The sequence below is a fragment of the Acinetobacter sp. YH12040 genome (assembly GCF_013420005.1).
Taxonomy (GTDB): domain Bacteria; phylum Pseudomonadota; class Gammaproteobacteria; order Pseudomonadales; family Moraxellaceae; genus Acinetobacter; species Acinetobacter amyesii.
In genome coordinates, this window is record NZ_VOZB01000005.1 from 80576 (window position 1) to 104762 (window position 24187).

At 40.9% G+C, this 24187-nt stretch carries 30 protein-coding genes; 17 read left to right on the forward strand and 13 right to left on the reverse strand.

Annotation, left to right across the window (positions count from 1 at the left end):
* The first annotated feature begins 202 nt into the window (after window positions 1-202).
* Window positions 203-2026 (forward strand): acyl-CoA dehydrogenase C-terminal domain-containing protein, encoded by a 1824-nt coding sequence (locus FTT99_RS07110; RefSeq protein WP_180121426.1) that lies wholly within the window; start codon window positions 203-205, stop codon window positions 2024-2026.
* 308 nt (window positions 2027-2334) lie between these two features.
* Window positions 2335-2670, forward strand: coding sequence for a hypothetical protein (locus FTT99_RS07115; protein ID WP_257229277.1), 336 nt, complete (start codon window positions 2335-2337; stop codon window positions 2668-2670).
* A 42-nt stretch (window positions 2671-2712) separates the two neighbouring features.
* On the opposite strand, the gene FTT99_RS07120 is transcribed toward FTT99_RS07115, so the two are convergent.
* Both FTT99_RS07120 and hemW read right to left on the reverse strand, forming a co-directional pair.
* Window positions 2713-3120 carry a hypothetical protein gene (locus FTT99_RS07120; RefSeq protein WP_180130648.1) on the reverse strand — a complete coding sequence of 136 codons (408 nt, stop codon included), beginning with the start codon at window positions 3118-3120 and terminating at the stop codon, window positions 2713-2715.
* A gap of 133 nt (window positions 3121-3253) precedes the next feature.
* Window positions 3254-4408 (reverse strand): radical SAM family heme chaperone HemW, encoded by a 1155-nt coding sequence (gene hemW, locus FTT99_RS07125; protein WP_180130650.1) that lies wholly within the window; start codon window positions 4406-4408, stop codon window positions 3254-3256.
* A 125-nt stretch (window positions 4409-4533) separates the two neighbouring features.
* On the opposite strand from hemW, the gene FTT99_RS07130 reads away from it, so the two are divergent.
* The 3 genes from FTT99_RS07130 (at window position 4534) to FTT99_RS07140 (ending at window position 6941) form a co-directional block, all read left to right on the forward strand.
* The gene (locus FTT99_RS07130; protein WP_180003411.1) at window positions 4534-4992 is read left to right on the forward strand and encodes a DMT family transporter; all 459 of its coding nucleotides are present in this window, start codon (window positions 4534-4536) and stop codon (window positions 4990-4992) included.
* A gap of 41 nt (window positions 4993-5033) precedes the next feature.
* The gene (locus tag FTT99_RS07135; RefSeq protein WP_326489498.1) at window positions 5034-6392 is read left to right on the forward strand and encodes an MATE family efflux transporter; all 1359 of its coding nucleotides are present in this window, start codon (window positions 5034-5036) and stop codon (window positions 6390-6392) included.
* Between the two features lie 123 nt (window positions 6393-6515).
* On the forward strand, window positions 6516-6941 hold the full coding sequence (locus tag FTT99_RS07140; RefSeq protein WP_180024327.1) for a hypothetical protein: 426 nt from the start codon (window positions 6516-6518) through the stop codon (window positions 6939-6941).
* Window positions 6942-7302: 361 nt separating this feature from the next.
* On the opposite strand, the gene FTT99_RS07145 is transcribed toward FTT99_RS07140, so the two are convergent.
* Window positions 7303-7515 carry a DUF1737 domain-containing protein gene (locus FTT99_RS07145; RefSeq protein WP_078189319.1) on the reverse strand — a complete coding sequence of 71 codons (213 nt, stop codon included), beginning with the start codon at window positions 7513-7515 and terminating at the stop codon, window positions 7303-7305.
* A gap of 201 nt (window positions 7516-7716) precedes the next feature.
* On the opposite strand from FTT99_RS07145, the gene FTT99_RS07150 reads away from it, so the two are divergent.
* Both FTT99_RS07150 and FTT99_RS07155 read left to right on the forward strand, forming a co-directional pair.
* Window positions 7717-9015, forward strand: coding sequence for an AarF/ABC1/UbiB kinase family protein (locus tag FTT99_RS07150; RefSeq protein ID WP_180161328.1), 1299 nt, complete (start codon window positions 7717-7719; stop codon window positions 9013-9015).
* A gap of 104 nt (window positions 9016-9119) precedes the next feature.
* The gene (locus tag FTT99_RS07155; protein ID WP_078189321.1) at window positions 9120-9374 is read left to right on the forward strand and encodes a type B 50S ribosomal protein L31; all 255 of its coding nucleotides are present in this window, start codon (window positions 9120-9122) and stop codon (window positions 9372-9374) included.
* Window positions 9375-9494: 120 nt separating this feature from the next.
* On the opposite strand, the gene crcB is transcribed toward FTT99_RS07155, so the two are convergent.
* Window positions 9495-9878, reverse strand: a complete 384-nt coding sequence (gene crcB, locus FTT99_RS07160) for a fluoride efflux transporter CrcB (RefSeq protein WP_078192489.1) — start codon at window positions 9876-9878, stop codon at window positions 9495-9497.
* A 168-nt stretch (window positions 9879-10046) separates the two neighbouring features.
* Between crcB and FTT99_RS07165 the strand changes: the two genes are divergently transcribed.
* Window positions 10047-10379, forward strand: a complete 333-nt coding sequence (locus FTT99_RS07165; protein ID WP_078192490.1) for a HopJ type III effector protein — start codon at window positions 10047-10049, stop codon at window positions 10377-10379.
* Between the two features lie 88 nt (window positions 10380-10467).
* Here the strand turns inward: FTT99_RS07165 and FTT99_RS07170 are convergent, their stop codons facing one another.
* Window positions 10468-10893: a protease inhibitor I42 family protein gene (locus FTT99_RS07170; RefSeq protein ID WP_180161330.1), complete on the reverse strand. Its 426-nt coding sequence runs from the start codon at window positions 10891-10893 to the stop codon at window positions 10468-10470.
* 72 nt (window positions 10894-10965) lie between these two features.
* Complete coding sequence (locus FTT99_RS07175) at window positions 10966-11526, reverse strand: hypothetical protein (protein ID WP_111884184.1); 561 nt, start codon at window positions 11524-11526, stop codon at window positions 10966-10968.
* Between the two features lie 127 nt (window positions 11527-11653).
* Here FTT99_RS07175 and FTT99_RS07180 point away from each other — a divergent pair, with 127 nt between their 5' ends.
* A complete protein-coding gene (locus FTT99_RS07180) occupies window positions 11654-11839 on the forward strand; it encodes a hypothetical protein (protein WP_180161332.1) in 186 nt (61 codons plus the stop codon).
* Window positions 11829-12455, forward strand: coding sequence for a class I SAM-dependent methyltransferase (locus FTT99_RS07185; protein WP_180161334.1), 627 nt, complete (start codon window positions 11829-11831; stop codon window positions 12453-12455). The genes FTT99_RS07180 and FTT99_RS07185 overlap by 11 nt, the downstream gene beginning before the upstream one ends.
* Before the next feature lie 47 nt (window positions 12456-12502).
* On the opposite strand, the gene FTT99_RS07190 is transcribed toward FTT99_RS07185, so the two are convergent.
* Window positions 12503-13096: a hypothetical protein gene (locus tag FTT99_RS07190; protein WP_180161336.1), complete on the reverse strand. Its 594-nt coding sequence runs from the start codon at window positions 13094-13096 to the stop codon at window positions 12503-12505.
* A gap of 55 nt (window positions 13097-13151) precedes the next feature.
* Entirely contained in the window at window positions 13152-13622 is a 471-nt protein-coding gene (locus FTT99_RS07195; protein WP_180130667.1) for a Holliday junction resolvase-like protein, read from the reverse strand.
* Window positions 13623-13754: 132 nt separating this feature from the next.
* On the opposite strand from FTT99_RS07195, the gene FTT99_RS07200 reads away from it, so the two are divergent.
* The 7 genes from FTT99_RS07200 (at window position 13755) to FTT99_RS07230 (ending at window position 19637) form a co-directional block, all read left to right on the forward strand.
* Window positions 13755-14399 (forward strand): ParA family protein, encoded by a 645-nt coding sequence (locus tag FTT99_RS07200; protein WP_078192493.1) that lies wholly within the window; start codon window positions 13755-13757, stop codon window positions 14397-14399.
* A gap of 150 nt (window positions 14400-14549) precedes the next feature.
* Window positions 14550-15671, forward strand: a complete 1122-nt coding sequence (locus FTT99_RS07205; protein WP_180130685.1) for an AI-2E family transporter — start codon at window positions 14550-14552, stop codon at window positions 15669-15671.
* Window positions 15672-15787: 116 nt separating this feature from the next.
* Complete coding sequence (gene sodC, locus FTT99_RS07210) at window positions 15788-16336, forward strand: superoxide dismutase family protein (RefSeq protein ID WP_180026077.1); 549 nt, start codon at window positions 15788-15790, stop codon at window positions 16334-16336.
* Between the two features lie 124 nt (window positions 16337-16460).
* On the forward strand, window positions 16461-18611 hold the full coding sequence (yccS, locus tag FTT99_RS07215; RefSeq protein WP_373684575.1) for a YccS family putative transporter: 2151 nt from the start codon (window positions 16461-16463) through the stop codon (window positions 18609-18611).
* 15 nt (window positions 18612-18626) lie between these two features.
* Window positions 18627-18962, forward strand: a complete 336-nt coding sequence (locus tag FTT99_RS07220; RefSeq protein ID WP_180130669.1) for a hypothetical protein — start codon at window positions 18627-18629, stop codon at window positions 18960-18962.
* On the forward strand, window positions 18917-19195 hold the full coding sequence (locus FTT99_RS07225; RefSeq protein ID WP_180161338.1) for a hypothetical protein: 279 nt from the start codon (window positions 18917-18919) through the stop codon (window positions 19193-19195). The genes FTT99_RS07220 and FTT99_RS07225 overlap by 46 nt, the downstream gene beginning before the upstream one ends.
* Before the next feature lie 142 nt (window positions 19196-19337).
* On the forward strand, window positions 19338-19637 hold the full coding sequence (locus FTT99_RS07230; RefSeq protein WP_078189335.1) for a DUF3817 domain-containing protein: 300 nt from the start codon (window positions 19338-19340) through the stop codon (window positions 19635-19637).
* 79 nt (window positions 19638-19716) lie between these two features.
* Here the strand turns inward: FTT99_RS07230 and FTT99_RS07235 are convergent, their stop codons facing one another.
* The 5 genes from FTT99_RS07235 to FTT99_RS07255 form a co-directional block, all read right to left on the reverse strand.
* The gene (locus FTT99_RS07235) at window positions 19717-20946 is read right to left on the reverse strand and encodes an MFS transporter (RefSeq protein ID WP_180130674.1); all 1230 of its coding nucleotides are present in this window, start codon (window positions 20944-20946) and stop codon (window positions 19717-19719) included.
* Between the two features lie 250 nt (window positions 20947-21196).
* Window positions 21197-22078, reverse strand: a complete 882-nt coding sequence (locus tag FTT99_RS07240; RefSeq protein WP_180130677.1) for a pirin family protein — start codon at window positions 22076-22078, stop codon at window positions 21197-21199.
* An 88-nt stretch (window positions 22079-22166) separates the two neighbouring features.
* Window positions 22167-22880, reverse strand: a complete 714-nt coding sequence (locus FTT99_RS07245) for an AbiH family protein (protein ID WP_218954502.1) — start codon at window positions 22878-22880, stop codon at window positions 22167-22169.
* 16 nt (window positions 22881-22896) lie between these two features.
* The gene (locus tag FTT99_RS07250) at window positions 22897-23610 is read right to left on the reverse strand and encodes an AbiH family protein (protein ID WP_180161340.1); all 714 of its coding nucleotides are present in this window, start codon (window positions 23608-23610) and stop codon (window positions 22897-22899) included.
* 92 nt (window positions 23611-23702) lie between these two features.
* Window positions 23703-24074, reverse strand: a complete 372-nt coding sequence (locus FTT99_RS07255; protein WP_180004761.1) for a hypothetical protein — start codon at window positions 24072-24074, stop codon at window positions 23703-23705.
* Window positions 24075-24187: the final 113 nt, after the last annotated feature.

Below are 24187 nucleotides of genomic sequence, written 5' to 3' on the forward strand. Positions count from 1 at the left end.
GATTTATTAAAAGAAAAAAATGATCAAAAGATCAACACCCAGTCTATCAGAAGTTTACTTTTCACATGTTGGTTAAATATTACAATTCGCCTTTCTGACATTTTTTAAGGGCGTATTCATCAATGTTTTTTGGATGAAATTATGAATAATCAAATCATCAATACAGATAATCCAAAAAAATTTAGATATTAGGATTAAGACTATGCCTGCATATAAAGCGCCTTTACACGATATTCGTTTCTTAATGAATGAAGTGCTCGATTACCCAGCACACTACAAAACTTTGTCTAATGGTGAAGCTGCTGATGCAGATACTGTCGACATGATTTTAGAAGGTGCAGCGGATTTTTGTGAAAACATCCTTTCACCTTTAAACCAAACGGGTGATGAAGAAGGCTGTCATTTTGAAAATGGTGATGTGAAAACACCAAAAGGGTTTAAAGAAGCCTATGACCAATTTGTACAGGGTGGCTGGCAAGGTCTGTCTTTCCCTGAAGAATTTGGCGGTCAAAACTTGCCACAGTCGTTGAATCTCATCAAATCTGAAATGATGGGTACAGCAAACTGGTCATTCCAAATGTATCCGGGTCTCAGCGTAGGTTGTATCAACACCATTCTACAATTTGGTTCAGAAGAACAGAAAAACCAATATTTACCGAACCTTGTTGCTGGAACTTGGTCAGGCACCATGTGCTTAACTGAACCTCAATGCGGTACCGACTTAGGTCAGGTAAAAACCAAAGCGGAACCTCAAGCTGATGGTAGCTATGCAATTTCTGGTACAAAAATCTTCATCTCTGCGGGTGAGCATGATTTAACAGAGAACATCGTGCATATCGTACTTGCTCGTCTTCCAGATGCTCCTGCAGGTACTAAAGGGATTTCATTGTTCATCGTTCCAAAATTCCTTGTGAAAGCAGACGGTTCAGTGGGCGAACGCAACCCAGTGACTTGTGGTTCGATTGAACACAAAATGGGGATCCGTGCTTCGGCAACAGCTGTGCTGAACTTTGACAATGCGATTGGTTACTTGATCGGTGAAAAACACAAAGGCCTACATGCAATGTTCACCTTCATGAACACTGCACGTATTGGTACAGCAATTCAAGGTATTGCACATGCTGAATTGGCATTCCAAGGCGCACTTCCATACGCCAAAGAACGTATGTCTATGCGCGCACTTTCAGGTAAAAAAGATCCTGAAAAAGTAGCCGATGCGATTATTCACCATGCAGACGTACGTCGTATGCTTTTAACTCAAAAAGCGATCGCTGAAGGCGGCCGTTCAATGATTTACTATGCAGCTCAAATTGCGGACAAAATGACTGATGCTTTAACCCGCGGTGATACAGCAGCGTTTGAAGCACATGATGACCACTTAGGCTTCTACACACCGATTCTCAAAGGTTTCTTAACCGAAATGGGTTATGAAGCTGCAAACCATGGTATGCAAGTATACGGTGGTCATGGTTATATTAAAGAATGGGGCATGGAACAAATCGTTCGTGACTCACGTATCTCTACTCTCTACGAAGGCACAACCGGTGTTCAAGCACTAGACTTGATTGGTCGTAAAGTTCTGTTGACCTCTAAAGGTAAAGTGATTCGTGACTACACAGCAGAAATCTTGAAGTTCTGTGGTCAACATGCACGTAACAAATACATGCGTCGTTTTGCGTGGGACTTAACGAAGCTTTGCGCACAGTGGAATGCATTAACTGTTCGTATCATGCTTGCTGCACGTAAAGACCGTGACATCGTATCTTCTGCATCTGTAGATTTCTTGATGTTCTCTGGCTACGTGATGATGGCTTACTTCTGGGCACAACAAGCCGCTGTAGCTTCTGAAAAATTAGCAGAAGGCAATGGTGCAGAAGTTCCTGAGTTCTATAAAGCAAAAATCAAAGTGGCTGACTTCTACTTTGAACGTCTATTACCACGCTCACAAGGTCACGCTGAAGCAATGGTTAACCCATCGAAGACCATGACTTCTTTGGCTCCTGAACACTTTAGCTTTGACTACTAAGCTTTAAACCGAGTTAAATGACTCTATAAAAAGACCGCTTCGGCGGTCTTTTTTGTCTTCTCTTTTAATTTTGATCTATAGGAATTACGAGTAGTATTCTTAATTTCTTCATGAGGTAATAACAATGTATAAAGATGAACTTTATATGGAGAAATATTGTTGTATTTTACAACAAAAATAGAACACCTTATCGCTAAAACATAATTTTATTTAATAAATATTAAATACTTAAAGTAAATTTAACTTCATAATTTTAGCTTTACATTTGTATCTCATACAACTTCATATCTTCTCCATAGCCTCCCCCTATGATGACTTCATTGATTCATAGAGAGCGTAACCATGAAAAATTGATGTCTTCATTGATGATTGGTCTGATTGCAATAACTGCGACAATGTCTGCAATGGCAGCGCCTGCATTCGATCATAAAAATCCACCACCTGCTCCATACTTCGATAAAAAACCTGTACCGCCTAAAGCAACACATCACAAACCTGCTGGGCCGCAAATAGTGAAAAAAGAGCATCAACACGCTCATGCAAAATTTGCCAAACAAAATCATAAGGCAGTAGCTTTTAAAGGCAATCAACACAAACCTGTTTCGCAGCATAAACTACCGCCAATACCACCGAAACATCGTTAAGCTAAATTAAAAAAAGACCGCTCATGCGGTCTTTTTTAATATTTACTTTGCTTTATCAGCAATAAATTCTTTAATCTCTATGGGTTTATCTTTTACCAACTCAACTGTGCCTTCATTCACACCATTAAAGTTCTTAAAGTGAATTGAAACACCTTGGTCGTTGGCAAGTCGTACACCACTTCCTGAAACTCCTCGTTTCAATTCATACACACGATCAGAATTATCAGTCAATTGTGCGGTTTCAAAATTATCTTTGGTTTTTAACTCAAGGCTTAGATCTTGTGGCCCTGTAAAGTGAATCACTTGCTCATCTTGAGCTACTGCAACATCGTTTTTTTGTGCAGTTGTGGCCGTTGCCTCTGTTGCAACATTTTGTTCTGATGGTGCTTTTTTATCGGTGCAACCCCCCAAAGCTATAGTTAATAACGTCGCAGTTAAAATATATTTCATTTTCTGAAGTTCCTTTATGCCATGTAAATTCAATTATCAACTGAATAATTTCATACACATTCTGCAAATTACATTCGAAATATGAAAAATTACTTGTCGCTCAAATTTTAAAACAAGTTTGACATAGCTTTCATTACAGGAATTCTTCCAATACTGAGTTTAAAAAGATATGCCCCTGCTCGGTACAAGACAAACGTGTTGGATCATTGACCATCAATTTACGTTCACGTAATGAGTTCAATAACTCGGCAATCGGCTCTAAACTTTCCCCTGTACGCTCGCTATATAGCTTGGCTTCCACCCCATGATTTAAACGAAGTGCATTCATCATAAATTCAAAAGGCATGTCGGCTGCTTCGATGCGCTTAAACTGAAGATGTTCAGCAGGTACTTTGGCTAAATAGTCTTTCGGCAATCGGGTTTTTTGGAAACGATACACCCCGTCTGGCATGGTCACTTTACCATGTGCGCCTGCGCCAATCGCCAAATAATCGCCAAACTGCCAATAATTTAAATTATGTGCCGACGGCTTTTCTTTACGCCATGCCGATACTTCATAATTGATAAAGCCTTGCGCTGTTAAATAGGCTTCGCCCTGTTCTTGAATATCTTCAAGCACATCATCGACAGGTAAAATTGGTTTTGTGCGGAAAAAAACTGTATTGGGTTCAATGGTCAATTGATACCACGACACATGTGTTGCCCCATTTTCCACAGCCAATTTCAAATCCAAAAGCGCTTGCTCAATGGTTTGTTCAGGCAGGCCATGCATCAAGTCGACATTTATCCGTTCAAAACCTGCCTCTTTTGCATGCTGAATGGCAGAAATCGCATCATCATTCGAATGAATCCGCCCCAGATTTTTCAGCTGGTCGGTATTAAAACTTTGCACACCGATAGATAGACGATTAATCCCTGCATCTAAATAACCGGCAAAAGGATCGTGCTCAACCGTGCCCGGATTGGCTTCTAAGGTAATTTCACAGTCCGCTTCAAATGGCACTAACGCTTTGAGTTGAGCAAATAACCATTGATAGCCTTTGGATGAAATGAGCGATGGTGTACCCCCACCAATAAATACACTATGAATCAGGCGACCCTGAGCAAAATCGACTTGCGTTTTAAAGTCTTCAACCAACGCCTGTAAATATTCTTGTTCTAAGTCTAAAGACAATTCACCATTCGGCACCGCATGCGAATTAAAGTCACAGTATGGACATTTGCGCACACACCACGGCATATGAATGTATAAAGATAACGGAACAACTGCAGGATTTAATTCAGCCAAGGAAAATGCTCAAAAGGAACAAAAGAAGTAAGCGCATTTTAACATGACTGCATCAGAGCGCTTATGAAAACTCATCCACAATACAGTAGACTAATAAAATTAAAGAAGAATTAGATGATTAGAAGATGAAAATAAGCAGCCATTTATTGTACTTACTGCCGCTCGCGATGGGTGTTGGTATCGCCATGACCATTCAAACAGCGATCAACAGCCAATTGCGTGAATATTTATATTCACCGCTGCAAGCTGCCCTTTTTTCTTTTTTGGTTGGTACAATAGTCCTCGCCTTTATGGTGTTTTTTCAATCGGCCGAAAAACCGGACTTTGCAAGTTTTGCTCAAATCCCTTGGTATTTATGGCTGGGGGGATGTTTGGGTGTTTATGCCATCAGTATCAGTATTTATACCGCACCGAAACTGGGTTTTTTATCCCTCTCCGGTCTGATTATTTTTGGACAGATCTTAATGTCGATGGTATTTGACCATTTTGGCTTGCTCGGCACTGAAAAAACCCCGATTAACTGGCAACGCTTATTGGGTGGCGTGGTGATTTTTATTGGTGTGCTTCTCACTTTCCAACGCTAAGACCTCATTCCTAAGCACCTCACAAGAAATGAGTACATTCTGTGTCTACTGTCACGGCTGTAACAAGCAGCAAGTATGAATTAAAACAACTGTTTCATTTAATGATCCCGATATTGATCACGCAGTTTGCGCAAGCGGGATTTGGTCTCATTGATACCATCATGGCTGGACACATGTCCGCCAATGACCTTGCAGCTATTGCGGTCGGGGTCGGCTTATGGATACCAGTCATGCTGCTATTTAGCGGCATTATGATTGCCACCACCCCATTGGTGGCCGAAGCCAATGGTGCTCGCACGCCTGAAAAAATTGCCACCATCGCCCGTCAGTCTTTGTGGGTTGCGTTGTTTCTTGGCATTATCGCTGCACTGGTTTTACAGGCAATGCCGCTTTTACTTCCTTTACTTGGTGTCCCTGAAGCATTACTTCCGAAGGCGAGCTTATTCTTACACGCCATTAGTTTAGGTATGCCTGCTGTCACCATGTACGCAGCTTTACGTGGTTACTCAGAAGCATTGGGGCATCCGCGTCCAGTCACTGTGCTGAGTCTGCTGGCCTTATTGGTGTTAATTCCACTGAACTTTATTTTTATGTATGGTTTAGGCCCAGTCCCTGAATTAGGTTCTGCAGGATGTGGTTTTGCCACCGCGATTTTGCAATGGTTAATGTTCTTTGCTTTGGCGATGTACGTTTTCAAAGGATCGGCCTATCAAAAAACCCAACCTTTCGCTGCTTTTGAAAAAATGAACAGTGAATGGATCAAACGTATCTTAAAACTTGGCTTTCCCATTGGCCTGGCCATTTTCTTTGAAGTCAGTATTTTTAGTACAGCCGCTATTGTTTTGAGTCCTTTGGGCGAAGTCACCATTGCCGCGCATCAAGTCGCCATTTCGATTACCTCGCAATTGTTTATGATTCCCATGTCACTAGCGATTGCGCTGACCATTCGGGTCGGTACCTATTATGGGGAAAAAAACTGGCTAGCGATGCGAAAAGTCCAGAAAGTCGGTATGTTGACAGGGACGGTATTTGCCCTAATTACCATGCTGCTGCTTTGGCTTTTACGTAATGAAATTGTGTCACTGTATACTAATGACTATGATGTGACTCAGCTTGCCGTGTATTTGGTCTTGTTCGCGATTGCCTATCAGTTGATGGATGCATGGCAAGTCAGTGCCGCAGGGTGTTTACGCGGTATGCAAGACACTAAAGGGCCGATGTGGATCACCATGATCGCGTATTGGATCATTGCCTTCCCTGTCGGAATCTATCTTGCACGCTTTACCACGACTGGTGCTGCAGGCGTTTGGATTGGCCTGATTGTGGGCCTGACTGTCGCATGTATACTGCTACTTACGCGTTTATTTATGATGAATAAACGTTTAGCTCAAGCGGGATAAGCCCTAAAAAAGCATCTAAAACATTACTTAAAAAGACGGCTACGCTATGCAGAAGATTAATGCAAATTAACACGCTGCATAGCGTATGCCATAAATAAAAATACGAAGAAGAGGAAGATAAACATGTCCCATGTATTTCGCTCGATGAGTCTCTGTCTGAGCTTGGGCTTCTCCATGTCACTACAGGCTGAACAAACAATCAACCGACATGAATTTCCTTTGTATTACGCACCCATCAAAGTCCAATCACAACCTGAATTTGATTACATCAATCAAGCACTTTGGACAGCCTTTCGCTTTTATCATGAACAACAAGCAGACTCATATACCGCACGTTTAAAGTTAAGTTGTCAGCAGTCTGGTATGGCATATACCTATCAGGACTTCATCAAGGCCAATCAAAAGTTTGCCTCTGCGGGTGATCAGGATTTTATCGTGACGCAAAACCTCATCACCTTGAATGAAAACTTACACCATAACCAATGCAGTAAATATCTCAGTCCACATTTAGAACTGGAAAAAACTGAAGCAACTGATGTTACAGAGTAACATCAGTTGCTCAATTTGATTCAAAAAAAGAACGATACACAAAAAAGTCATCTGCAATTGTTTGAGACAGGACTAGTTCTAATCAAAAATGTTTTTGCGATACTTTAAATAATTAGACGCTAGCGAACGAGTTTTGTCGGTGAGGTGCATTGCACCGCAAGATGGTTTCCTTGCGAAGCACGCTTCTCATTTTGCCGAATGAGAAACAACGTTTCGTAAGAGTACCTCCAGCTGAAGGCTAATCCCTTTATTCAATCCCTAGATGAAAGACTCCGTCGAATAAAATTAAAAATCTTTTTTTAAATGCGTAAATACTTTTACAGGCATAACATCAGTGAAGCAAGCAAAGCACCAAAACCAACTAATTAAGCGCCTCGATGGCATTTTTTAAACCTTGTGGCACTTGGCTGTCGTCCTCTACGTCTTTCACGATCGCCTGCCCGACAATCACATCTGTCCCATTAAAACTCATGGTCGGTGATCCATACAATTCATAGCCTTCATTTAAAGCTTTGGTCACACGGGCACAGAAATTGACATCATCTTTACCGGTTAAATAGCGATACACTTTCATCGTTCAGTTCTCTTCTAGCGACGCGATATTTTAAACCATTCAGCACGTGGCTTAAATTTGCCTGAATTATTTTCAGTATTTACATTTTTGCCCATCATTTTATCAATGGAAATAAAGTCTTAACAATTTAAAGTAGGCAGTTTGTGTTTTGTCGCCTATGATCGGTAATAGATAATAAATGATGATCTTGAGGAACATCACATGGCAAAAACGGCTAGCACACCGGGTCGTCGCTTTATGAAACTTGCCAGTATGACGGCAAGCATTGCTACTAAAACCGTTTCCAATTCCATCCGCAATATCACTGCCGATGAAGAACAGAAAAATGCATCTCGCAGTAAACTTTTTCAGGACATCGGTCTGCAAATTGCAGACACTTTGGGTGAAATGAAAGGTGCGGTGATGAAAGTCGGACAAATTGCCTCGCAGTACAAAGACATTTTTCCACCTGAAGTCGCAAAAGCCATTAGTAAATTACAACGCCAAGCGCCAGCCATGCCTTTTGCTGAAATTAAGGCCCAAGTAGAACAAGAACTCGGCAAGCCCCTCGCGCAGATTTTTAAAAGTTTTGAAGAACAACCTTTTGCCGCTGCATCCATTGGGCAGGTGCATAAAGCCGTGTTACCTAATGGTCAGCAGGTGGTGGTGAAAGTGCAATATCCGGGTGTCGAAGAAGCCTGTGAAAGTGACTTAAAACAAGTTCGGCTTGCACTTCGTTTGATGGGCGTATTGAAAATTGATCGGAAGTTACAAGACAAGCTATTTCGTGAAATTCAGGACAGTTTGGACAACGAATTGAACTATGAAATTGAAGCGCAAAACTTAGATGTAGCCCGTGCTTTTCATAGTGCGCTGGATGACAAAATCATTATTCCACAGGTCTATAAAGATTATTCTTCACGTCATATTTTGACTCTAAGTCTAGAGCTTGGCGACAGTATAGAAACTGCCAGTACGTGGTCACAAGAAACCCGAAATGCCTTGGGAAGACGCTTATTCCGTGCTATAGGCCGTGAAATTTTCTTCCTTAAACGTTTCCACTGTGACCCGCATCCGGGCAACTTCGCCTTTCGTGAAGATGGTTCAGTCATCGTATATGACTACGGCGGTGTGAAAACCCTATCTCCTGAAATCGTGTCGCACTTTAAGCAATTGATCAATGCTGCACGCAAGCACGATATTCCACTGATGGAACAGCAACTCGATGCCCTACATTCCCTCAATGAACTCGGTAAATTCCCTGTGGACTTGTATGAGCAATGGCTTGAAGTACTGATGCGTCCGCTGACCACACAATACGACTTTGCTGAAAATTCAGCGCACCATGACGGGGTAGAATTAATTAAGCCATCTCTTAAATACTGGGATGTGTTTAAACCGTCGCCAGACACCCTGATGGTGAACCGGACTGTTTCAGGGCATTATTGGAATTTGATTCATTTGAAAGTGAATGACAATTTCAATGATCTCTTTGATGAGTTGGTCCCACCTAGCGCTTAAGAGAACATGAAGCGCTGATTGCCTGATAAATTTCGGGCAATATTTGCATTTTTAATTGTTATGTTATAACATTTCTTTAATCAATAAATTTAAGGAACAGAAGAATGCGTGCCAACATCCATCCCGAATACCGTGAAGTGCTCTTTCATGACACCAATGCCAATGCCTTTTTTGTGATTGGCAGTACCTTAAGCACCAATCAAACCAAAGAGTTTGAAGGCAAGACCTATCCATATGTGACACTCGATATTTCAAGTGCATCACATCCTTTTTATACAGGTGAACAACGTCAAGTGAATAACGAAGGACGTATTGCGAACTTTAATAAACGCTTTGCGCGTTTCAAACGCTCACAATAAGTTCAGCTTCGATTAAGTTTTTTCTTTTAAAATAAAAACATTAAAGAAGTTCAGGGTTCCCCTCCTCCAGCCTGAGCTTCTTTTTTTATGTCTGAAATTTTGTGGTTTTCAAGCGTTGTTTTAAACATCTATTTTTAAAATCGAATGAAATAAGTAATATCCCAGCCCCAATACGATGACACCAATCACCACACTGGAAATGGCATAACTAAATGCCAGCCCACTTTGCCCTTGTCTGAGCAGTTGAAAGGTTTCTAAGCCGAAACTGGAAAATGTGGTAAAGCCACCTAAGATCCCGACCATAAGCAATAAGCGTGCTTCATTTTGTAGAACGGGATATTTTTGGCTAAATGCAAACAACACACCTGCACAAAAGCAACCTAAAATATTCACCCACCATGTAGCCCATGGAAAGAGTACTGTTGGCTTGGCCAATAACAGTCCTGCTGCATAGCGAAGTGTTGCTCCAATTGCGCCGCCACATGCGACCAAAAGCCAGTTCATAGTTGTCCTACTTCAACATCATTGGTATCTACAATTTAGGCAACAGACTGCCTAAGGTCGCCCTTCAATATACACGCATTTAATTTACGCAAATAGTGTTAAATGTTTGGGTCAAAGCTTGCTATAGTCTGCAACACTTTGCGGTATTTTTTATTGAAAGAGGACATTATGGCTCAGGAATTATTAGATCAACTTCAAGCAGGGACTGCGAAATTTTCAGATGTGATTGCATTTATTGAAGCGCGTTATAACCACACACCAACTGCTTTTACCAATGGCAAACAAGCCAATGCAGCGACTGAAAATCAAGGCAGTGCCAAAGTATTTTCTTTTGCCCAATTGAATGGTCTAAACCAAGCTGAAACCTTAAGTCTTTTTGCTGAACATTATGCTGCTGTTTTGGCGACACCAGACGCAACTGACCACCAAAACATTCGCCAATTTATGCAAAATGGTTGGGAAGGTATTCAATTTGACGGTCAAGCGCTCAGCGCGAAATAATGCCTAGGCAGAAGTTCTAAATCAGTTCGTCTGCAATAAAAAAGCCAGTACAAATACTGGCTTTTTTATCATTCATCATCGATTCACATCAGGACACTCGAACTCTACAAGTCCATTCAACCATCGCGGTTTTTTCCCAAGCTCGTGCATGCTTCAAATGTAGTAATTCTTCACCCGCAGTCGTTGCGGTAAAACGATAAGTTTTTTGACCGCCTGCGCCTAGTACTGGTGTAGTATCCGCAGCAGCTTGTTGTTGAGCTGACTGAAACACTTCTTCAACTTTAAAAAGTTTCGGTTGCTCAGCCAAAGACCATACATAACCAGTACTTGGATTTTCGTTTAACAGCACTTCCAAAGTCTGTCCACGATCCATCTCAAGCAAGGTCGGACAACTTTGCTGTTCAGTAAATACATGGGTTTTCCCATCTACAGTTGAACTCATACTGGTACATCCAGCAAGCGCCAAACCACTCGCCATCATTAGACTCAAAATAAACTTTTTCTTTATCGTCATTTTCATCATCAAATTATTTTACCTTGAATCTAATGCACACCGAATTCAATACAATCTCGATGTAATCGAAGTTTAGCCTTTGACTTTTTCAATCCACTGAATCGAACTTACACGAAAAACCTCACAAGCCCCATCACCCGTATCTGTTGGGGTCAAAGATGAAGTCCAAACTAAATCTTTGTCTTTCACCTCAACCAAATCCCCTTTTAAACGCACAAGATCGCCACGTTTTACTTGAGTAATTTGTTTCGCAATTTGCGGGTTTGCAGGAATGATGTGCATATTCGACACCATCATCATCGCTTGCTTTTGCGGTACAGGAACACGATCCATTTTCCAGTTTAAGAAACGGTCATATTGATTGACTGAAATCGTACGAGCAATTTCTGGCTCTGCAAATAAGCCCCAACTGACTGCATAATCGATCGGAGAAAATTTTGCTTGTTCATCTGTTTGATAGGTTTTTGAACCTAAAATTCGGAAATCACCTTTAAATTCTTTCAAGGTAGAAATTGACTGGCCTTTGGCAACAGGTGCTAAGCCTTTGGCAATATTATAATCTGAAGACGCTTGGACACCGACATTCAATAAAAAGCCTGCAAGCACAGTACTTAATGCAATTCGCTTGATCATCGCGTTATCCTCTTACCCTGTAATACTTCACATTACTCAATTTTCATTCTGCAATTGAGCCGACTTCATCTATACATAATGCCCCAACCTGAACATGAGCTTAAAATCCCGAGGTTGAGCGTGATGAATGTCGTTTTTACTAGTTGTAACTCTATATTACGCACACAGTCTGCATAAACCTTATGAACTTGGTAACAAAATGCTGTTATTCAGTCAATTGGCCCATATCCACGCCCTACCACATGATTTAAAATTAAAAAGACATGATTTACACTTTAAAAAAGCCAACAACAATACCCGCTATGATTTATAAATTTTATCAACAACACATTTTTCCGCATCTTTTAAATCAAGTCATGCAAGTACCGAGCCTGATGGATAAACGACGCGAACTCCTTTTAGCCGTGTCTGGTGAAGTACTCGAAATTGGCTTTGGTACAGGTTTGAATTTAGCGTTTTATCAAAATGTTGATACGGTTTTTGCCCTTGAGCCCAATCCTGATATTTTTCATTTAGCTGCTGAACGTGTACATGCGGCACCCTTTGAGGTACAGCATATTTTAGCCGGTGCTGAAAAATTACCCTTTGCAGATGAAAGTCTAGATCATGTCGTGAGTACATGGACCTTATGCAGCATTGCCGATATTGAAACTGCGCTTGAAGAAATCTACCGTGTCCTTAAACCAACAGGAACATTTCATTTGGTTGAGCATGTACAACACAATGAAAATGGGAAAATTAAGCAGTTACAACACTTATTGACGCCCATTCAAAAGAAAGTCGCGGATGGCTGTCATCTGGATCGTAATATGCAAAAGTTGCTTGAAGATGCCCAGTTTGAATGTTTTGAAACGCAGTATTTTGATGCTGAAGGCATTCCAAAAATTGGACAGCGCATGTTGCTCGCCCGCGCACGGAAGTTGAGTTAAAGCGTCCAAGGCCATGTTTAAGCACAATCAAATCTAGTTAAAAGTACCTAGTCTTTGATTAGTCGAATGGCATTAATTTTTAGGATATGACAGGGCTTTTTATTCAACACATTATAGGTGTTATACGACTTCCCTGTTTTGGTGGAATGCACATCCACCCATTCACCCAAAATCTCCACACGATCCCCTGATTTTAAACGACGAATACGATTTGCAACGTCTTCGGATTGAGCAATCACACTGACATTTTGCAATTCGGAGTTGAGCTGTTCAACTTGTGTCGAGGGCACGTTTTTCGCTTGCACGTTAAAACAGCGGTTCTGCTGCCACCATTCAAGATGATATTTTAAAGACTGGAAATCATTTGCGCCTGAACCCAGTAGCAAATCAATATTGCTGACATACGCCAAGTCTTGAAAGCCACCCACCACGGTCGGTGCGGCCGGATGTAATGTACGACTACTGGCACTGTAGTAGCGTTTATCCAACAGCAAATATTCACCGGAAAATGCCTGAGTCGCTGTGACCTGAAAATTTTTCAGCACACCTGTCTGCTCTAAATGTGGAATGGCACGAAAATATTCAGACCATATCCACAGCATGAGCGCAAAAACGGCTGCAGTCGCTAAGAGTTTTTCCATGTGAATATTCTGTCCTTATTACTTTTCGACGGTTCTGAGCCTGAATCACGCGAGCTTAAATATTCTCAAAATCAATTCGGATGGTTTCAAAACGCACTCGCCCTTCGGCAATGGCTTGAGCAATCGCTTGTTGCCCTTTGGTCAAACGTGCCCCACCACTTTTAATATCAATCAGCACCACTTCGATGTCTTCAGCGAGGCCATCGCCATCACGAAAGTCGGTATAGCCATCAAAAACCACATAATCGATCGGGTCACCGAGAAACTTTGCATCGCTAGGTAAATACTGAAATTCAGGCATGATCGGCGCCATTTGTTCGGCCATTTTGCCTTTTAAAACAGCACGACTGGTATTTACACTGCGTTTTTGTGCATGGGCCAAGGCCTGCTGATGTTCCAATTCTAGTTCTGCAATATATTGCTCGTATTCTGCCTTAATCCTTCCATTGCGACTGCCACTTAAAATTAAGGTGGTCAGTACAATCCCAATACACGCGCCAATGAGCATGGCCATCCAGACAGACATTAAAAATTCCTAATCTTTTTAAGATATTACAGCGAAACGTATAGAAAAAACTTAGACTTTGGTTCTTTGTCATATTCCCCGCATTAAACAATGATATGCTAGGGATGAGCAGAATAAAATCTATTTAGGTCGATGAAAACGATATTAATTGCCAATCAAAAAGGTGGTTGTGGCAAAACCATCACAGCAATCAGTTTAGCCTCTGCACTTGCGCAAAAAGGTTATAAAGTGGCCTTGGCAGATGCTGACAATCAAAAGTCTGCACGTCAATGGCTCAAACAGCGCCCAGAGACTGCCGCCCCGATTCAGAGCCTAGATTGGCGTCATGAAAAGTCGATTGGTGATGTACCAAAAGGGATTGAATATCTAATTATCGATGCACCGGGTGCGTTATCGGGTGAACATGCAGATCAGTTGGTCAGTGAAGCCCATGCCATCATTACCCCGCTACAACCATCTTTCTTTGACATCGACTCGACCCGTCGTTTTTTAAAGCATTTGCAAGAAATTAAACGGATTCGTAAAGGTAAAGTCCAAATCTTATTACTGGCCAATCGTGTTAAACCCAATTCTGCTCATTCCAAAGAAATTCAAGATTTTTTCAATAAAGTTGAACAACAGCCCGTTGCTTGGATTTCTGAACGTACCGCTTATGGTCAACTTGCCATGCAAGGTCTTTCAGTTTTTGACAAAACGCAAAAATTGTACCTCGGTATGCAACAACAATGGCAACCTGTGCTCAATGCCATTATTGAAGACGAAGCCGAGTGGTTTTAACCCATCATTCCACATTTCGCTGATATAAAGGCCAATCTTGCAAGGATCTAGCCTGAAAGATATTCACCATAAGTTAACAAGCTCTCGTTTTCGGGAGCTTTTTTTTCGGTTAAGATTGAACACAACATGATGAAAAAATCAGAGCACGCATTGCCAACGTTCGCACCTACATTACAAAAAGTCTTATTGTTCGGATTATTTTTTATCCTGATTTTTTTGAGCTTTAGCGTACTCAAATACTTTATTGTGCCCGTTGTTTGGGCAGCGATTATTGCCTATATGACTTGGCCGCTGTATCAATCGGTGCATCGTTTTTGTGGCAATCGTGCAAATCTAAGTGCGGCGCTGATGATCTTACTGGTGGTGCTCGTGGTGGGTCTGCCGGTGATTTTTGCGATCTTCTTGCTACAACATGAAGGCCGTAACTTGTATTTTGAATTACAAAAGCAGGTCTTCTCGGGTCATGTCAATGTGCCTGATTTTATTCGCCAACTGCCGTTTATTGGTAAAGAAGTCAGTCGTACCCTGCATGAGCTGAACAATGACCCGAACAGTATTATTCAATCGGTACAAATTTGGATTCAGGGGCATTTGAACTACGGTAAAGTTTTGGTTGGCGAAGTCAGTAAAAATATCTTTAAGCTGTGTTTTGCCGTGATGTCTTTATTTTTCTTCTATCGTGACGGTCAAACCATTTTAAGTCAGGTCAGTAAAGCCCTCGAAATGGTGATCGGGCCACGTATTCATCATTATCTTGCCACTATTTCGGATACCACACGTGCCGTAGTGTATGGCATCGGCCTCACAGCGATTGCCCAAGCTTTACTTGCCGGTGTGAGCTATTTTGTCGCCGATGTTCCTAACCCAATGTTATTAACCATCATTACCTTCATGTTGGCACTGATTCCTTTTGGTCCACCGATTTCATATACCGCTGTGTCGTTGTGGTTATTTTCACAAGGTCAAACCATTGAAGCCATTGGCGTCATGGCTTGGGGTGTATGTATCGTGAGTACAGCCGATAACGTGATTCGTCCTTTAGTGATTTCAGGGGCAACGCAGATTCCATTCTTATTAATCATGTTTGGTGTTTTGGGTGGGATCGCCAGTTTCGGTCTTGTCGGTTTATTTATCGGTCCAGTGATTTTGGCAGTATTGTTAGCCATTTGGCGTGAATGGTTGCATGAAACCCAAATTGAAGCCGTCATGATGCCCAAAGCAACATTGGCACATGACTTAGACAATATAGATGATAAGCCTGAACAACCTTAATTCAGGCTTGAATTCATTAAACAAATATTACAATCAAATACTTAAATTATCTGTCATCCTGTATCCGCATCTGTTTCAATGGTTGAAACTCCATAAAAACAGACAGGATGCCAAACATGTCTTCACTATTTAAATTCGGTGCGCTTGCTGCGGTCAGTGCCCTGATGTTTACAGGCTGTGCGAGTACCTCGACGTCTACAGGTCTGAATGCAAAAACCGTGACGGTCAATGCCGTGACTGCTCAAGGTATTGGTCAAAGCATCGGTCAAATTAACTTGGTTGATAGCCCTGCTGGCTTGGTTATTCATACCAATTTAACCCAGCTTCCTCCGGGTCCACACGGTTTCCATATTCATGAAAAAGGCTCTTGTGCCCCTGCTGAAAAAGATGGAAAAGCGGGTGCTGCACTCGCTGCAGGTGGTCACTTTAACCCTAAAGCGGCACCTCACCACGGTACGCCTCTAACAGGTCACATGGGTGACTTACCAATCCTTCAAGTTCAAACGGATGGCACAGCAAAAGTGAATTTAATTGCACCGCGTTTGAAATTGGCGGATGTACAAGGCTTAGCCATCATGGTCCATGCTGGTGGTGATAATTACTCTGACGACCCTAAACCTCTAGGCGGTGGCGGTGACCGTATTGCCTGTGGTGTGATTCAATAATCGACCTTATGCATAGATTTGAACAAGCGGACTTTAAGTCCGCTTTTCTATTGAATAAAAATTGACAGTTCACAGAAAAAAGCTCAGTCTAATTTACAAAATCATTCGAATACTTCATAACTCTGTGAACACGCGACTCTCTTGGTTTCAACAGTTTCAATCCAGTGCAATCATTATGTATTGCCTGCAAATTTGTATTGTTTTGAGTGGCACTACGCTCGGATTATATTTTCTCGGTTTTCATAGTTTTATTGTTCCCGCCACCTTAGGTGCGATTGCCACCGCACTCACCGACTTTGATGACCGGCTCAGCATCCGACTGCGTAATTTGCTCTATGTCTGCGTACTCTTCTTTAGTGTCAGTAGTATTTTAGATTTTCTCTTTCCCTATAAGCTGCTGTTTATCTTGTATCTTTCACTGTCCAGTGCAGTATTTATTTTATTAGGAGCTTTGGGGCAACGCTATGCCACGATTTCTTTTGGCACGATTTTACTGTCGATTTACACCATGTTCGGCTTGGGCGAATATGACACTTGGTATTTTCAACCTAGCTGCTTTGTTCTAGGGGCCTTATGGTATGGCCTGACCTCGATTCTCTTTTACCTGATTAAACCTACCCTACCTGTACAGGACAATCTTTCGCGTTGTTTTTTACAAATCGCCGAAGTACTAAATGCAAAAGCACGCTTATTTGACCCAGATAATATCGACAATGTGGAACACTTACTATATGAATTATCACTCAAAAACAGTGATGTCATCCCAAGTTTAAACACGACTAAAGCTTCTTTACTCACCCGTTTAAAAGCCTCAAGGGCCAATAAAAACACCATCTACTGGCTGAATTTATATTTCTTAGCACAAGATATTCACGAACAGGCCAGTGCGAATTATTTACACTATGAACAAATTCATCAAAATTTTAGCCGTACCGATTTAATTTTCCGTTTTCAAAAAAATATTCGATTACAAGCGCAGGCTTGCCAACAGTTGGCCTACTGCATTTTGCATCGACAGCCCTATCAGCCTGATCCGATTACTGCGCAAGCACTGGCACATTTGCATGCCTCTTTGCAGGAGTGGATGGCCAATAATCCGCAAAATATAGAAGTGAAAAATCTACAGCTGATCTTGAGTAATTTGGACAGTGTGCAAGAACGCTTTTCGCATGTGCAGGATTTAGATCATTCACAGCAACAGGCCTATCAGCAGCATATCGACAACCTCAATTTACTCGACGACGACATTCACGGTTTGCACGATTTATGGCTCAAACTGAAACAGCATTTGAGTCCAGAATCTGCCTTATTTCGCCATGCTGTTCGCATCGCTTTTGTCTTTGCTATGGGCTATGCCATTTCACTACTGCCCTTTGCCAAAAATGGCTACTGGATATTATTGACCAGTTTATTTGTCTGTCAGATGCGCTATTTTGCGACCAAAAGTCGTTTAAAAATGCGGACTTTGGGAACCATATTAGGGGTCTTACTTGGCATTCCTATTTTGTATTTTGTGCCGAGTGTCGAAGGTCAATTGCTGCTAACGATTATTTTTGGCGTATGCTTTTTCTATCTGAGTGCCAAAAAATATGCCATGGCGACCCTCATGGCAACCTTAATGGTCTTGCTGATTTTTAATTTAAAAGGCGCTGGTTATGCGGTTATTTTACCGCGTATCGTTGATACCCTACTCGGCTGTTTTATTGCATGGTTCGCTGTGAATGTCATCTGGCCAGATTGGGACTTTCGCAATATTTCCAAGACCATTCAAAAAAGCTCTGCTGCGACCCTTCATTATTTTGATGCCGTAGTTGAGCAATATCTCCATGGGAAAACCAATAGCATTGCTTATCGGCGTGCCCGTCGTTCAGCCCATAATGCTCAAACTGAACTGTCGAGCATGATTTCTAGTTTAAGTACTGAACCTGATCCTGACCAGAACTTAATACAACACGCATTTCGCTATTTGGTCTATAGCCATAGTCAACTTAGTTATATTTCTGCGTTGGGGAGCCACCGTGAACAGGTACAAGACCAACAAGTCCTTGAACTGCTGCAATGGTGTCAAAGCACCCTAGACGACGTCTTAATTCAGCAAAAACCGCTCAACCCTGAGAAAATTCAGCAAAAACTTTTCGAAATTCAAACACTCAGCACTGAAGAAATGCGGTCTAATCACCTACAACTGGTGCTCAAGCAAATCAGTTTATTATTAGAAACATTAGCCGAACTGATTCAGCTTCGAACACAGCTGATTCAGGCGGAAATTAAATAAAATCATTCGAGACTCATGATGAAAATGCTTAGTTTAGGTTTTAGACGCCTCATATTACCTACGATTGTGGCGACCTCATGTTTAGCTGCGTCTTCTGTTTTTGCAGCACCGACAGCACAAGATTTGAAGCGCATTTTGGAATGTCAGGCCGATTACGACACCTACCATGACACTTTGCTCGATTATGAAAAGGCTCTGGGGCAATTGGGCTGGAAACGCCATGATGACCCACATCAACCGTTTATTTATATCTATAAAAATAAGCAGCCTGTTGAATTTTTGGCATGCCAACCCAAGAGATTGGCTTGTCTTCCAATGCAGTATTCGCGATCTATCGACAAGCCGATGTGAAAAAACTTGCCCAAAAATATGGCATTGAGCAGCATCCAATGTTTGCCAATATGCCATTTTTCCGTGGTGAAAAAATCCTACGTACGGAAGCTGAAACAGATGATCTGCATGCCATCAATCACAAACTAAGCCTGTCTGAAATGACCGGAAAAAGCCCGATGATTTTATTCGGCTGTAACTATGAATTTGATCAGGGTTCGATTGAAGACGCCTTAACGGATCTAGAAGGTTAATCCGAGCAGACGACTCAGAATTAACTTTAAATACATCAACTTAGATTCAATATGCGGATCAATTATTTCAACGGGAATGCTTCGTTCCTGCAGTGCTTTCAGGTACACTCAAGGCTGAAATCACTTTGAATTTAGACTTCGCATGAATATCAAGACCTTACGCTTTGTGGGCCTACTCGAAGGCATCTCCTTTTTATTATTATTGTTCATTGCTATGCCAATGAAGTACCTGATGGATAATCCAATATTGGTCAAATACGTCGGTATGGGACATGGCGTCTTGTTTATTGCCTTCTTGGTGGTGCTATTTGTGGTCTGTGAAAAGCAAAAATGGTCGCTCAGCGTATTTCTAATGGGCTTAATTGCATCGATATTGCCTTTTGGTCCTTTCATTTTCGATCGCAAATTAAAAAATGCAGAACAACCTGCAACATCAAATTAAGACGGTATAGAGCAAATAAAAAAGCCCAATGTTGTTCTACACAGCATTGGGCTTTTTCTATAATGGCATGGACTCGAATTTAAAATTCACCCGTTAATTTACGCTGTCGCATAATATCTCGCACCACCAAGCGTGGTAGGCTGAACCACAAGATAATGAGGGTAAAGCCTGCCAAACTATAGGCCCAAAGGCCAAAGTTTTCATACAGCACACGCACGATTTCGATCACGGCAAAGAACGTCAGCATCATGATCACAGACACTGCCGCAGCCACTGTGCCCTTCGACATTTCAGACGACATTAAGGCAAATCGATAGAGCACTGAAAAGCTAATCCCTTCACCAAAACTGACCAAGCTCATTCCTAGTATGAGAAAGGTCAGAAAATAACTTTCAGTCATCGTCCCAATGACCACAAGGCTCGTCCCGAGTAACATCAGCGGTAGCCCGATCATCACAGACTGACCTAGAGGCAATTTATCGATGATTTTAATCAGGACAATATTACCGAGGATCAGACCGCCCAAAACAGGAAACTGTGCCATGCCGTATTGCATACTACTCAATCCTAGCTGCTCCACCAATATGACTGGAGATAGCGCAATCCAGAGCATCAGTGGCATTGCCACCATCGGTAGACCCAGTGTCAGTGCCAAAAAGCGTTCGTTTTTTAACACCTGTTTAAAGTCATCGATAATATAACCCACCGGTTGCTTTGGGATGCTGATGTGCTGAGTCGGCATCTTGGCTTTTAAACCAAACCAACTCAGAAAAGATAGAAATGCGATTCCTATAAAACCCCAATGCCATGACACGTGATCAATCATAAAAGCACCGAGGACAGGGCCAATCAGTGGTGCCAGTAGTGAAATATTCGCCATGATCGCCATGACTTTGATGGCATCTCGCTCTTCAAAAGTTTCCTGTACAGCAGCATAGCCCACAGCAGAAATAACCGATAAACCAAAACCTTGTAAAAAACGCAACGTTAAAAAGCTTTCGATATTATGCGTAAGCAATATCGCTAAACAGCATAAGCTAAAGAATGCCACACCACCTAACAGGACTTTTTTACGGCCTAATCGATCTGACAAAGGTCCTAATATCGCAGCGACACAAGCACCTCCCAATAAGTAAAATGACATCGACGAGGGTGCCCATGCACTACTCACACCAAACTCTTGGGTAATCGCAAGCATGGCAGGTTGGACTAAGTCGTTTCCGATATAGACAGAAAATTCAAATAAAACCAGTGCCAAGGGAAACATTAAGGTGGCACGACTTAATTTTGTGGTTTGTACGTTTTGCATTGTTATCTACATATCAAATATGTGCTGTCGAGCTAGAAATGACAAATAGGGAGAGACACTTCAGCCCAATGACGAGCACTGTAATATTAATTTTAAAAATGAATTTGCGGCGTATTCGCCATATGTGCGTCGTATTCACTAGACGCTAGATAGAGATAAAATGAACTTCAACGAACCGATCTGTCGGTTTGAGTCCGACTATTTTAACAGTGTTTGCTGGCGTTGTATTGGTCTTTTTACTTAGCCACTTTTATGGTTTTTCATTGTCTGCTTTTTGGATAAAGCGACCTTGTTTTAGGTCCTCATAGGCTTGCATGACTTCTGCAAAATGATTCATCACAAAATAACCTCGCCCATAGATGGGTTCATTTAAAGGCTGCGCCGATAAATACAACATGTGGCTATCTTCGCCGGCCGTCAATTCGACATTTTCTCCTTGGCTCGACATAACTGCTATATGCTGTGCATTTAACGGTTCATCTGTTTCAGTAAATTTTAGTTTGCCCGAACGTAAATATACCAGCGTGGTATCCCCTTCCTGTGCAGGCAGTGTGATGCTTTGATTGGCTCTGACAAAAACATCAAATACTTGCATAGGTGTATGTGTTTCTGCGGGGCCGTGGGCTGTTAAATAATGCCCTGCAATGACCCGTACATAACCTGCATTATCTGCTAAATCCACTACAGGAATACGAGCTTTGACTAAGCTCTGATAGCGTGCAGGATTCATTTTATCTTTGGCAGGCAGGTTGACCCAAAGTTGCAAGATTTCAAATGCTCCACCCCGCTGTGCAAAGGCTTGGCTAAAAACTTCTTCGTGTTGTATGCCTGAAGCAGCAGTCATCCATTGCACATCGCCCTCTCCGATGACACCACCGCCGCCAGTCGTATCATGATGTTCAAGTTCGCCTTTAAACACTAAGGTGACGGTTTCAAACCCTCGATGTGGGTGTTCCAGCACACCTTTTTTCAGTTTGGTTGGTTTCAGCACCCCAGGCCCTAAATGGTCGAGCAATAAAAATGGTGAAACGGTATTGCCCAATTCATAATGGGAAAATACTGAAGTCACTGGAGCAAAGTCACCGACCGGTGAGCCTGAGTCATTGACGTGAATAAAAGCGAGGGTTTTCATATTGTTTTAAGTGTATTTAGGATCGTTTGATCTTAGCCTACCAAAGATAGCTGATTCGATAGGCTAAATGGATTTCAGTGTCACAGTTTTAGGATGCTTCTTCTAAGTTTGAGTCAACTTCGAATTTCACTTCGGGATTAGGCTTAAACTCTAGCCATTTATTTTTCATCCATTGTTCTACTTTGTCTTTACCTAAAATGGCGAGTAGATTATTGAGTAGTGAAAATTTTGCTTGCTTATCAAAATAAAAAATTATTACTCGGACATTTCGGTCCATATCATCATTTAAACTAAATAAATCAATAATATAATCTTTATCAGAAACATCTAGCGAATGTCCCCAAACTTGAACGTTTAAATTTAATTTACTATCAACATCCATTAAATTTTGTCTTGCTAATTTCTTCGCTGTTGGATCACTATCCCCAAAATCTTTTTCAAAATATTCAATCTTTAAATTATGCTGTTTAATTTTTTTCTTATAGATATCTAAAAATAAATAATCTGTATCTTTAAATAATTTTTGATGATATTTAGTAAAACCAAATGCTTTAATTTTTTTTAGAGTATCATCGTCTAAATCAGAGATACCTAAAACAATGTTTTGATTTTCGCCATGACTTCCATGTAAATATTCAGTTCTTACCAAGTTATGGAGGCGTTGATATGTATTTGTATAATTAAAAGAATAAATTACATTCGGTTCCATCCAGCAGTTTTCGCCTAGTTCTAACAATGATTTAGACTCCATGAAAAGTTCTAATTTTTTTAAAGGTTTTAATTTATCTATAATTAATTCCAAATATGAATTAAAAATCTCAATAAAATCGTCTAACTGCCTTATTAAAATACTCTAAAAATGATGAAGATGAAAATCCATTAGTAACAGCTTCACCATGACAAAATTTTGAATTTAAATATAATTGTTTCGGCATAGCAAAATTTTTCCCATTAACTTTATAAACACCACCAACTTCTTTAAAAATAGGAAAATGCTCCAACACTTTAATACAATTTTTATCTAAAAAATCATATAGATTAAGATCAAGATTATTAAAATCTAAATTATTGCTATCTATACTATTAATTAATTTTCCAAAAGAGCCCAAAACCTCTTCAATTTTTATTTCAAAATCAATCCATGTTTTAATTTTTTCTACATGATTATTAAAATACTGAAACCAACAGTTTTGTTTCAACTTATACTGAAATTCCACTAAATCTTCAAAATCAACAACAATAGCCGTTGTATCATAGATTTGTTTAGTCTTATTAATAAATTTAATATCTCTTGATTTAAAAAAAAGTTCATTAAAATTCATTTGATAACTTTTTTCATCTAATGCACTTTTTATATCCAAAACTTTAGATATTAACTCTGGAAATGTATCAACTGAATTATTAAAAACATCTTGTATTGGTTTTCCTAAATCTTTTTTAATAATTGCTCTCATCACATCCATAAAATGGTCATACTTCGTCGGCAAGTAATGTGATAAATCAAAACCGTTTCCGACAATTAAAATATTCATTGTTCTTATTTACCCCAATAAAAAAGCGCATCAATCGATACGCTTTTTATGAGGCACACATGCCTAAATTTCAACTATAAATCAAAGATTTATTAAGGACACTTCGCCGATTGGAAAGTCTTAGTATTTTTACCACGTTGGCACTGATATTCCTTTTGTGTATTTACACGCTGCCAGTCACCATCCACCAATCTAAAACTATAAATAGTACGAACCGATTTCACTGAATCATCCATCAAACCCGTTTCCGTCACTTTCACCTGCCCCGCATTTGGCGACTCAACACGGTTAAAGTACTGACGAATTTCCACAGTCGACAGCTCTTTACGCAAATCAGGACGTTCTTTTAATACCTGATCGAGTGGCGTAGCAGAAGAACCGACTTTAGACACAATTTTCTGCGTTGTCGCACAACCCGCCAACATCCCCACACACAATGCAGACACAGCAATTAAACGATACATAGAACCAACTCAAATTTATTATTCAGACCTATCATGCCGAACATTTGTCCAAAACACTATTTAAGCAATGTAAAAGAAGTACCTCACTCCACAAAATCACCGTGCTGTTTCTC

What these genes read in the sequence shown, in the direction of transcription:
- FTT99_RS07140 (WP_180024327.1), top strand. Translation starts at nt 6,516, where the DNA reads ATGTCCCATGTATTTCGCTCGATGAGTCTCTGTCTGAGCTTGGGCTTC.
- FTT99_RS07190 (WP_180161336.1), bottom strand. Translation starts at nt 13,096, where the DNA reads ATGGAAAAACTCTTAGCGACTGCAGCCGTTTTTGCGCTCATGCTGTGG.
- FTT99_RS07175 (WP_111884184.1), bottom strand. Translation starts at nt 11,526, where the DNA reads ATGATCAAGCGAATTGCATTAAGTACTGTGCTTGCAGGCTTTTTATTG.
- FTT99_RS07170 (WP_180161330.1), bottom strand. Translation starts at nt 10,893, where the DNA reads ATGACGATAAAGAAAAAGTTTATTTTGAGTCTAATGATGGCGAGTGGT.
- FTT99_RS07185 (WP_180161334.1), top strand. Translation starts at nt 11,829, where the DNA reads ATGATTTATAAATTTTATCAACAACACATTTTTCCGCATCTTTTAAAT.
- FTT99_RS07255 (WP_180004761.1), bottom strand. Translation starts at nt 24,074, where the DNA reads ATGTATCGTTTAATTGCTGTGTCTGCATTGTGTGTGGGGATGTTGGCG.
- FTT99_RS07150 (WP_180161328.1), top strand. Translation starts at nt 7,717, where the DNA reads ATGGCAAAAACGGCTAGCACACCGGGTCGTCGCTTTATGAAACTTGCC.
- crcB (WP_078192489.1), bottom strand. Translation starts at nt 9,878, where the DNA reads ATGAACTGGCTTTTGGTCGCATGTGGCGGCGCAATTGGAGCAACACTT.
- FTT99_RS07220 (WP_180130669.1), top strand. Translation starts at nt 18,627, where the DNA reads ATGATGAAAATGCTTAGTTTAGGTTTTAGACGCCTCATATTACCTACG.
- sodC (WP_180026077.1), top strand. Translation starts at nt 15,788, where the DNA reads ATGTCTTCACTATTTAAATTCGGTGCGCTTGCTGCGGTCAGTGCCCTG.
- FTT99_RS07110 (WP_180121426.1), top strand. Translation starts at nt 203, where the DNA reads ATGCCTGCATATAAAGCGCCTTTACACGATATTCGTTTCTTAATGAAT.
- FTT99_RS07195 (WP_180130667.1), bottom strand. Translation starts at nt 13,622, where the DNA reads ATGTCTGTCTGGATGGCCATGCTCATTGGCGCGTGTATTGGGATTGTA.
- FTT99_RS07155 (WP_078189321.1), top strand. Translation starts at nt 9,120, where the DNA reads ATGCGTGCCAACATCCATCCCGAATACCGTGAAGTGCTCTTTCATGAC.
- FTT99_RS07145 (WP_078189319.1), bottom strand. Translation starts at nt 7,515, where the DNA reads ATGAAAGTGTATCGCTATTTAACCGGTAAAGATGATGTCAATTTCTGT.
- FTT99_RS07165 (WP_078192490.1), top strand. Translation starts at nt 10,047, where the DNA reads ATGGCTCAGGAATTATTAGATCAACTTCAAGCAGGGACTGCGAAATTT.
- FTT99_RS07180 (WP_180161332.1), top strand. Translation starts at nt 11,654, where the DNA reads ATGTCGTTTTTACTAGTTGTAACTCTATATTACGCACACAGTCTGCAT.
- FTT99_RS07235 (WP_180130674.1), bottom strand. Translation starts at nt 20,946, where the DNA reads ATGCAAAACGTACAAACCACAAAATTAAGTCGTGCCACCTTAATGTTT.
- FTT99_RS07130 (WP_180003411.1), top strand. Translation starts at nt 4,534, where the DNA reads ATGAAAATAAGCAGCCATTTATTGTACTTACTGCCGCTCGCGATGGGT.
- FTT99_RS07200 (WP_078192493.1), top strand. Translation starts at nt 13,755, where the DNA reads ATGAAAACGATATTAATTGCCAATCAAAAAGGTGGTTGTGGCAAAACC.
- FTT99_RS07230 (WP_078189335.1), top strand. Translation starts at nt 19,338, where the DNA reads ATGAATATCAAGACCTTACGCTTTGTGGGCCTACTCGAAGGCATCTCC.
- FTT99_RS07115 (WP_257229277.1), top strand. Translation starts at nt 2,335, where the DNA reads ATGATGACTTCATTGATTCATAGAGAGCGTAACCATGAAAAATTGATG.
- FTT99_RS07240 (WP_180130677.1), bottom strand. Translation starts at nt 22,078, where the DNA reads ATGAAAACCCTCGCTTTTATTCACGTCAATGACTCAGGCTCACCGGTC.
- FTT99_RS07120 (WP_180130648.1), bottom strand. Translation starts at nt 3,120, where the DNA reads ATGAAATATATTTTAACTGCGACGTTATTAACTATAGCTTTGGGGGGT.
- FTT99_RS07250 (WP_180161340.1), bottom strand. Translation starts at nt 23,610, where the DNA reads ATGAATATTTTAATTGTCGGAAACGGTTTTGATTTATCACATTACTTG.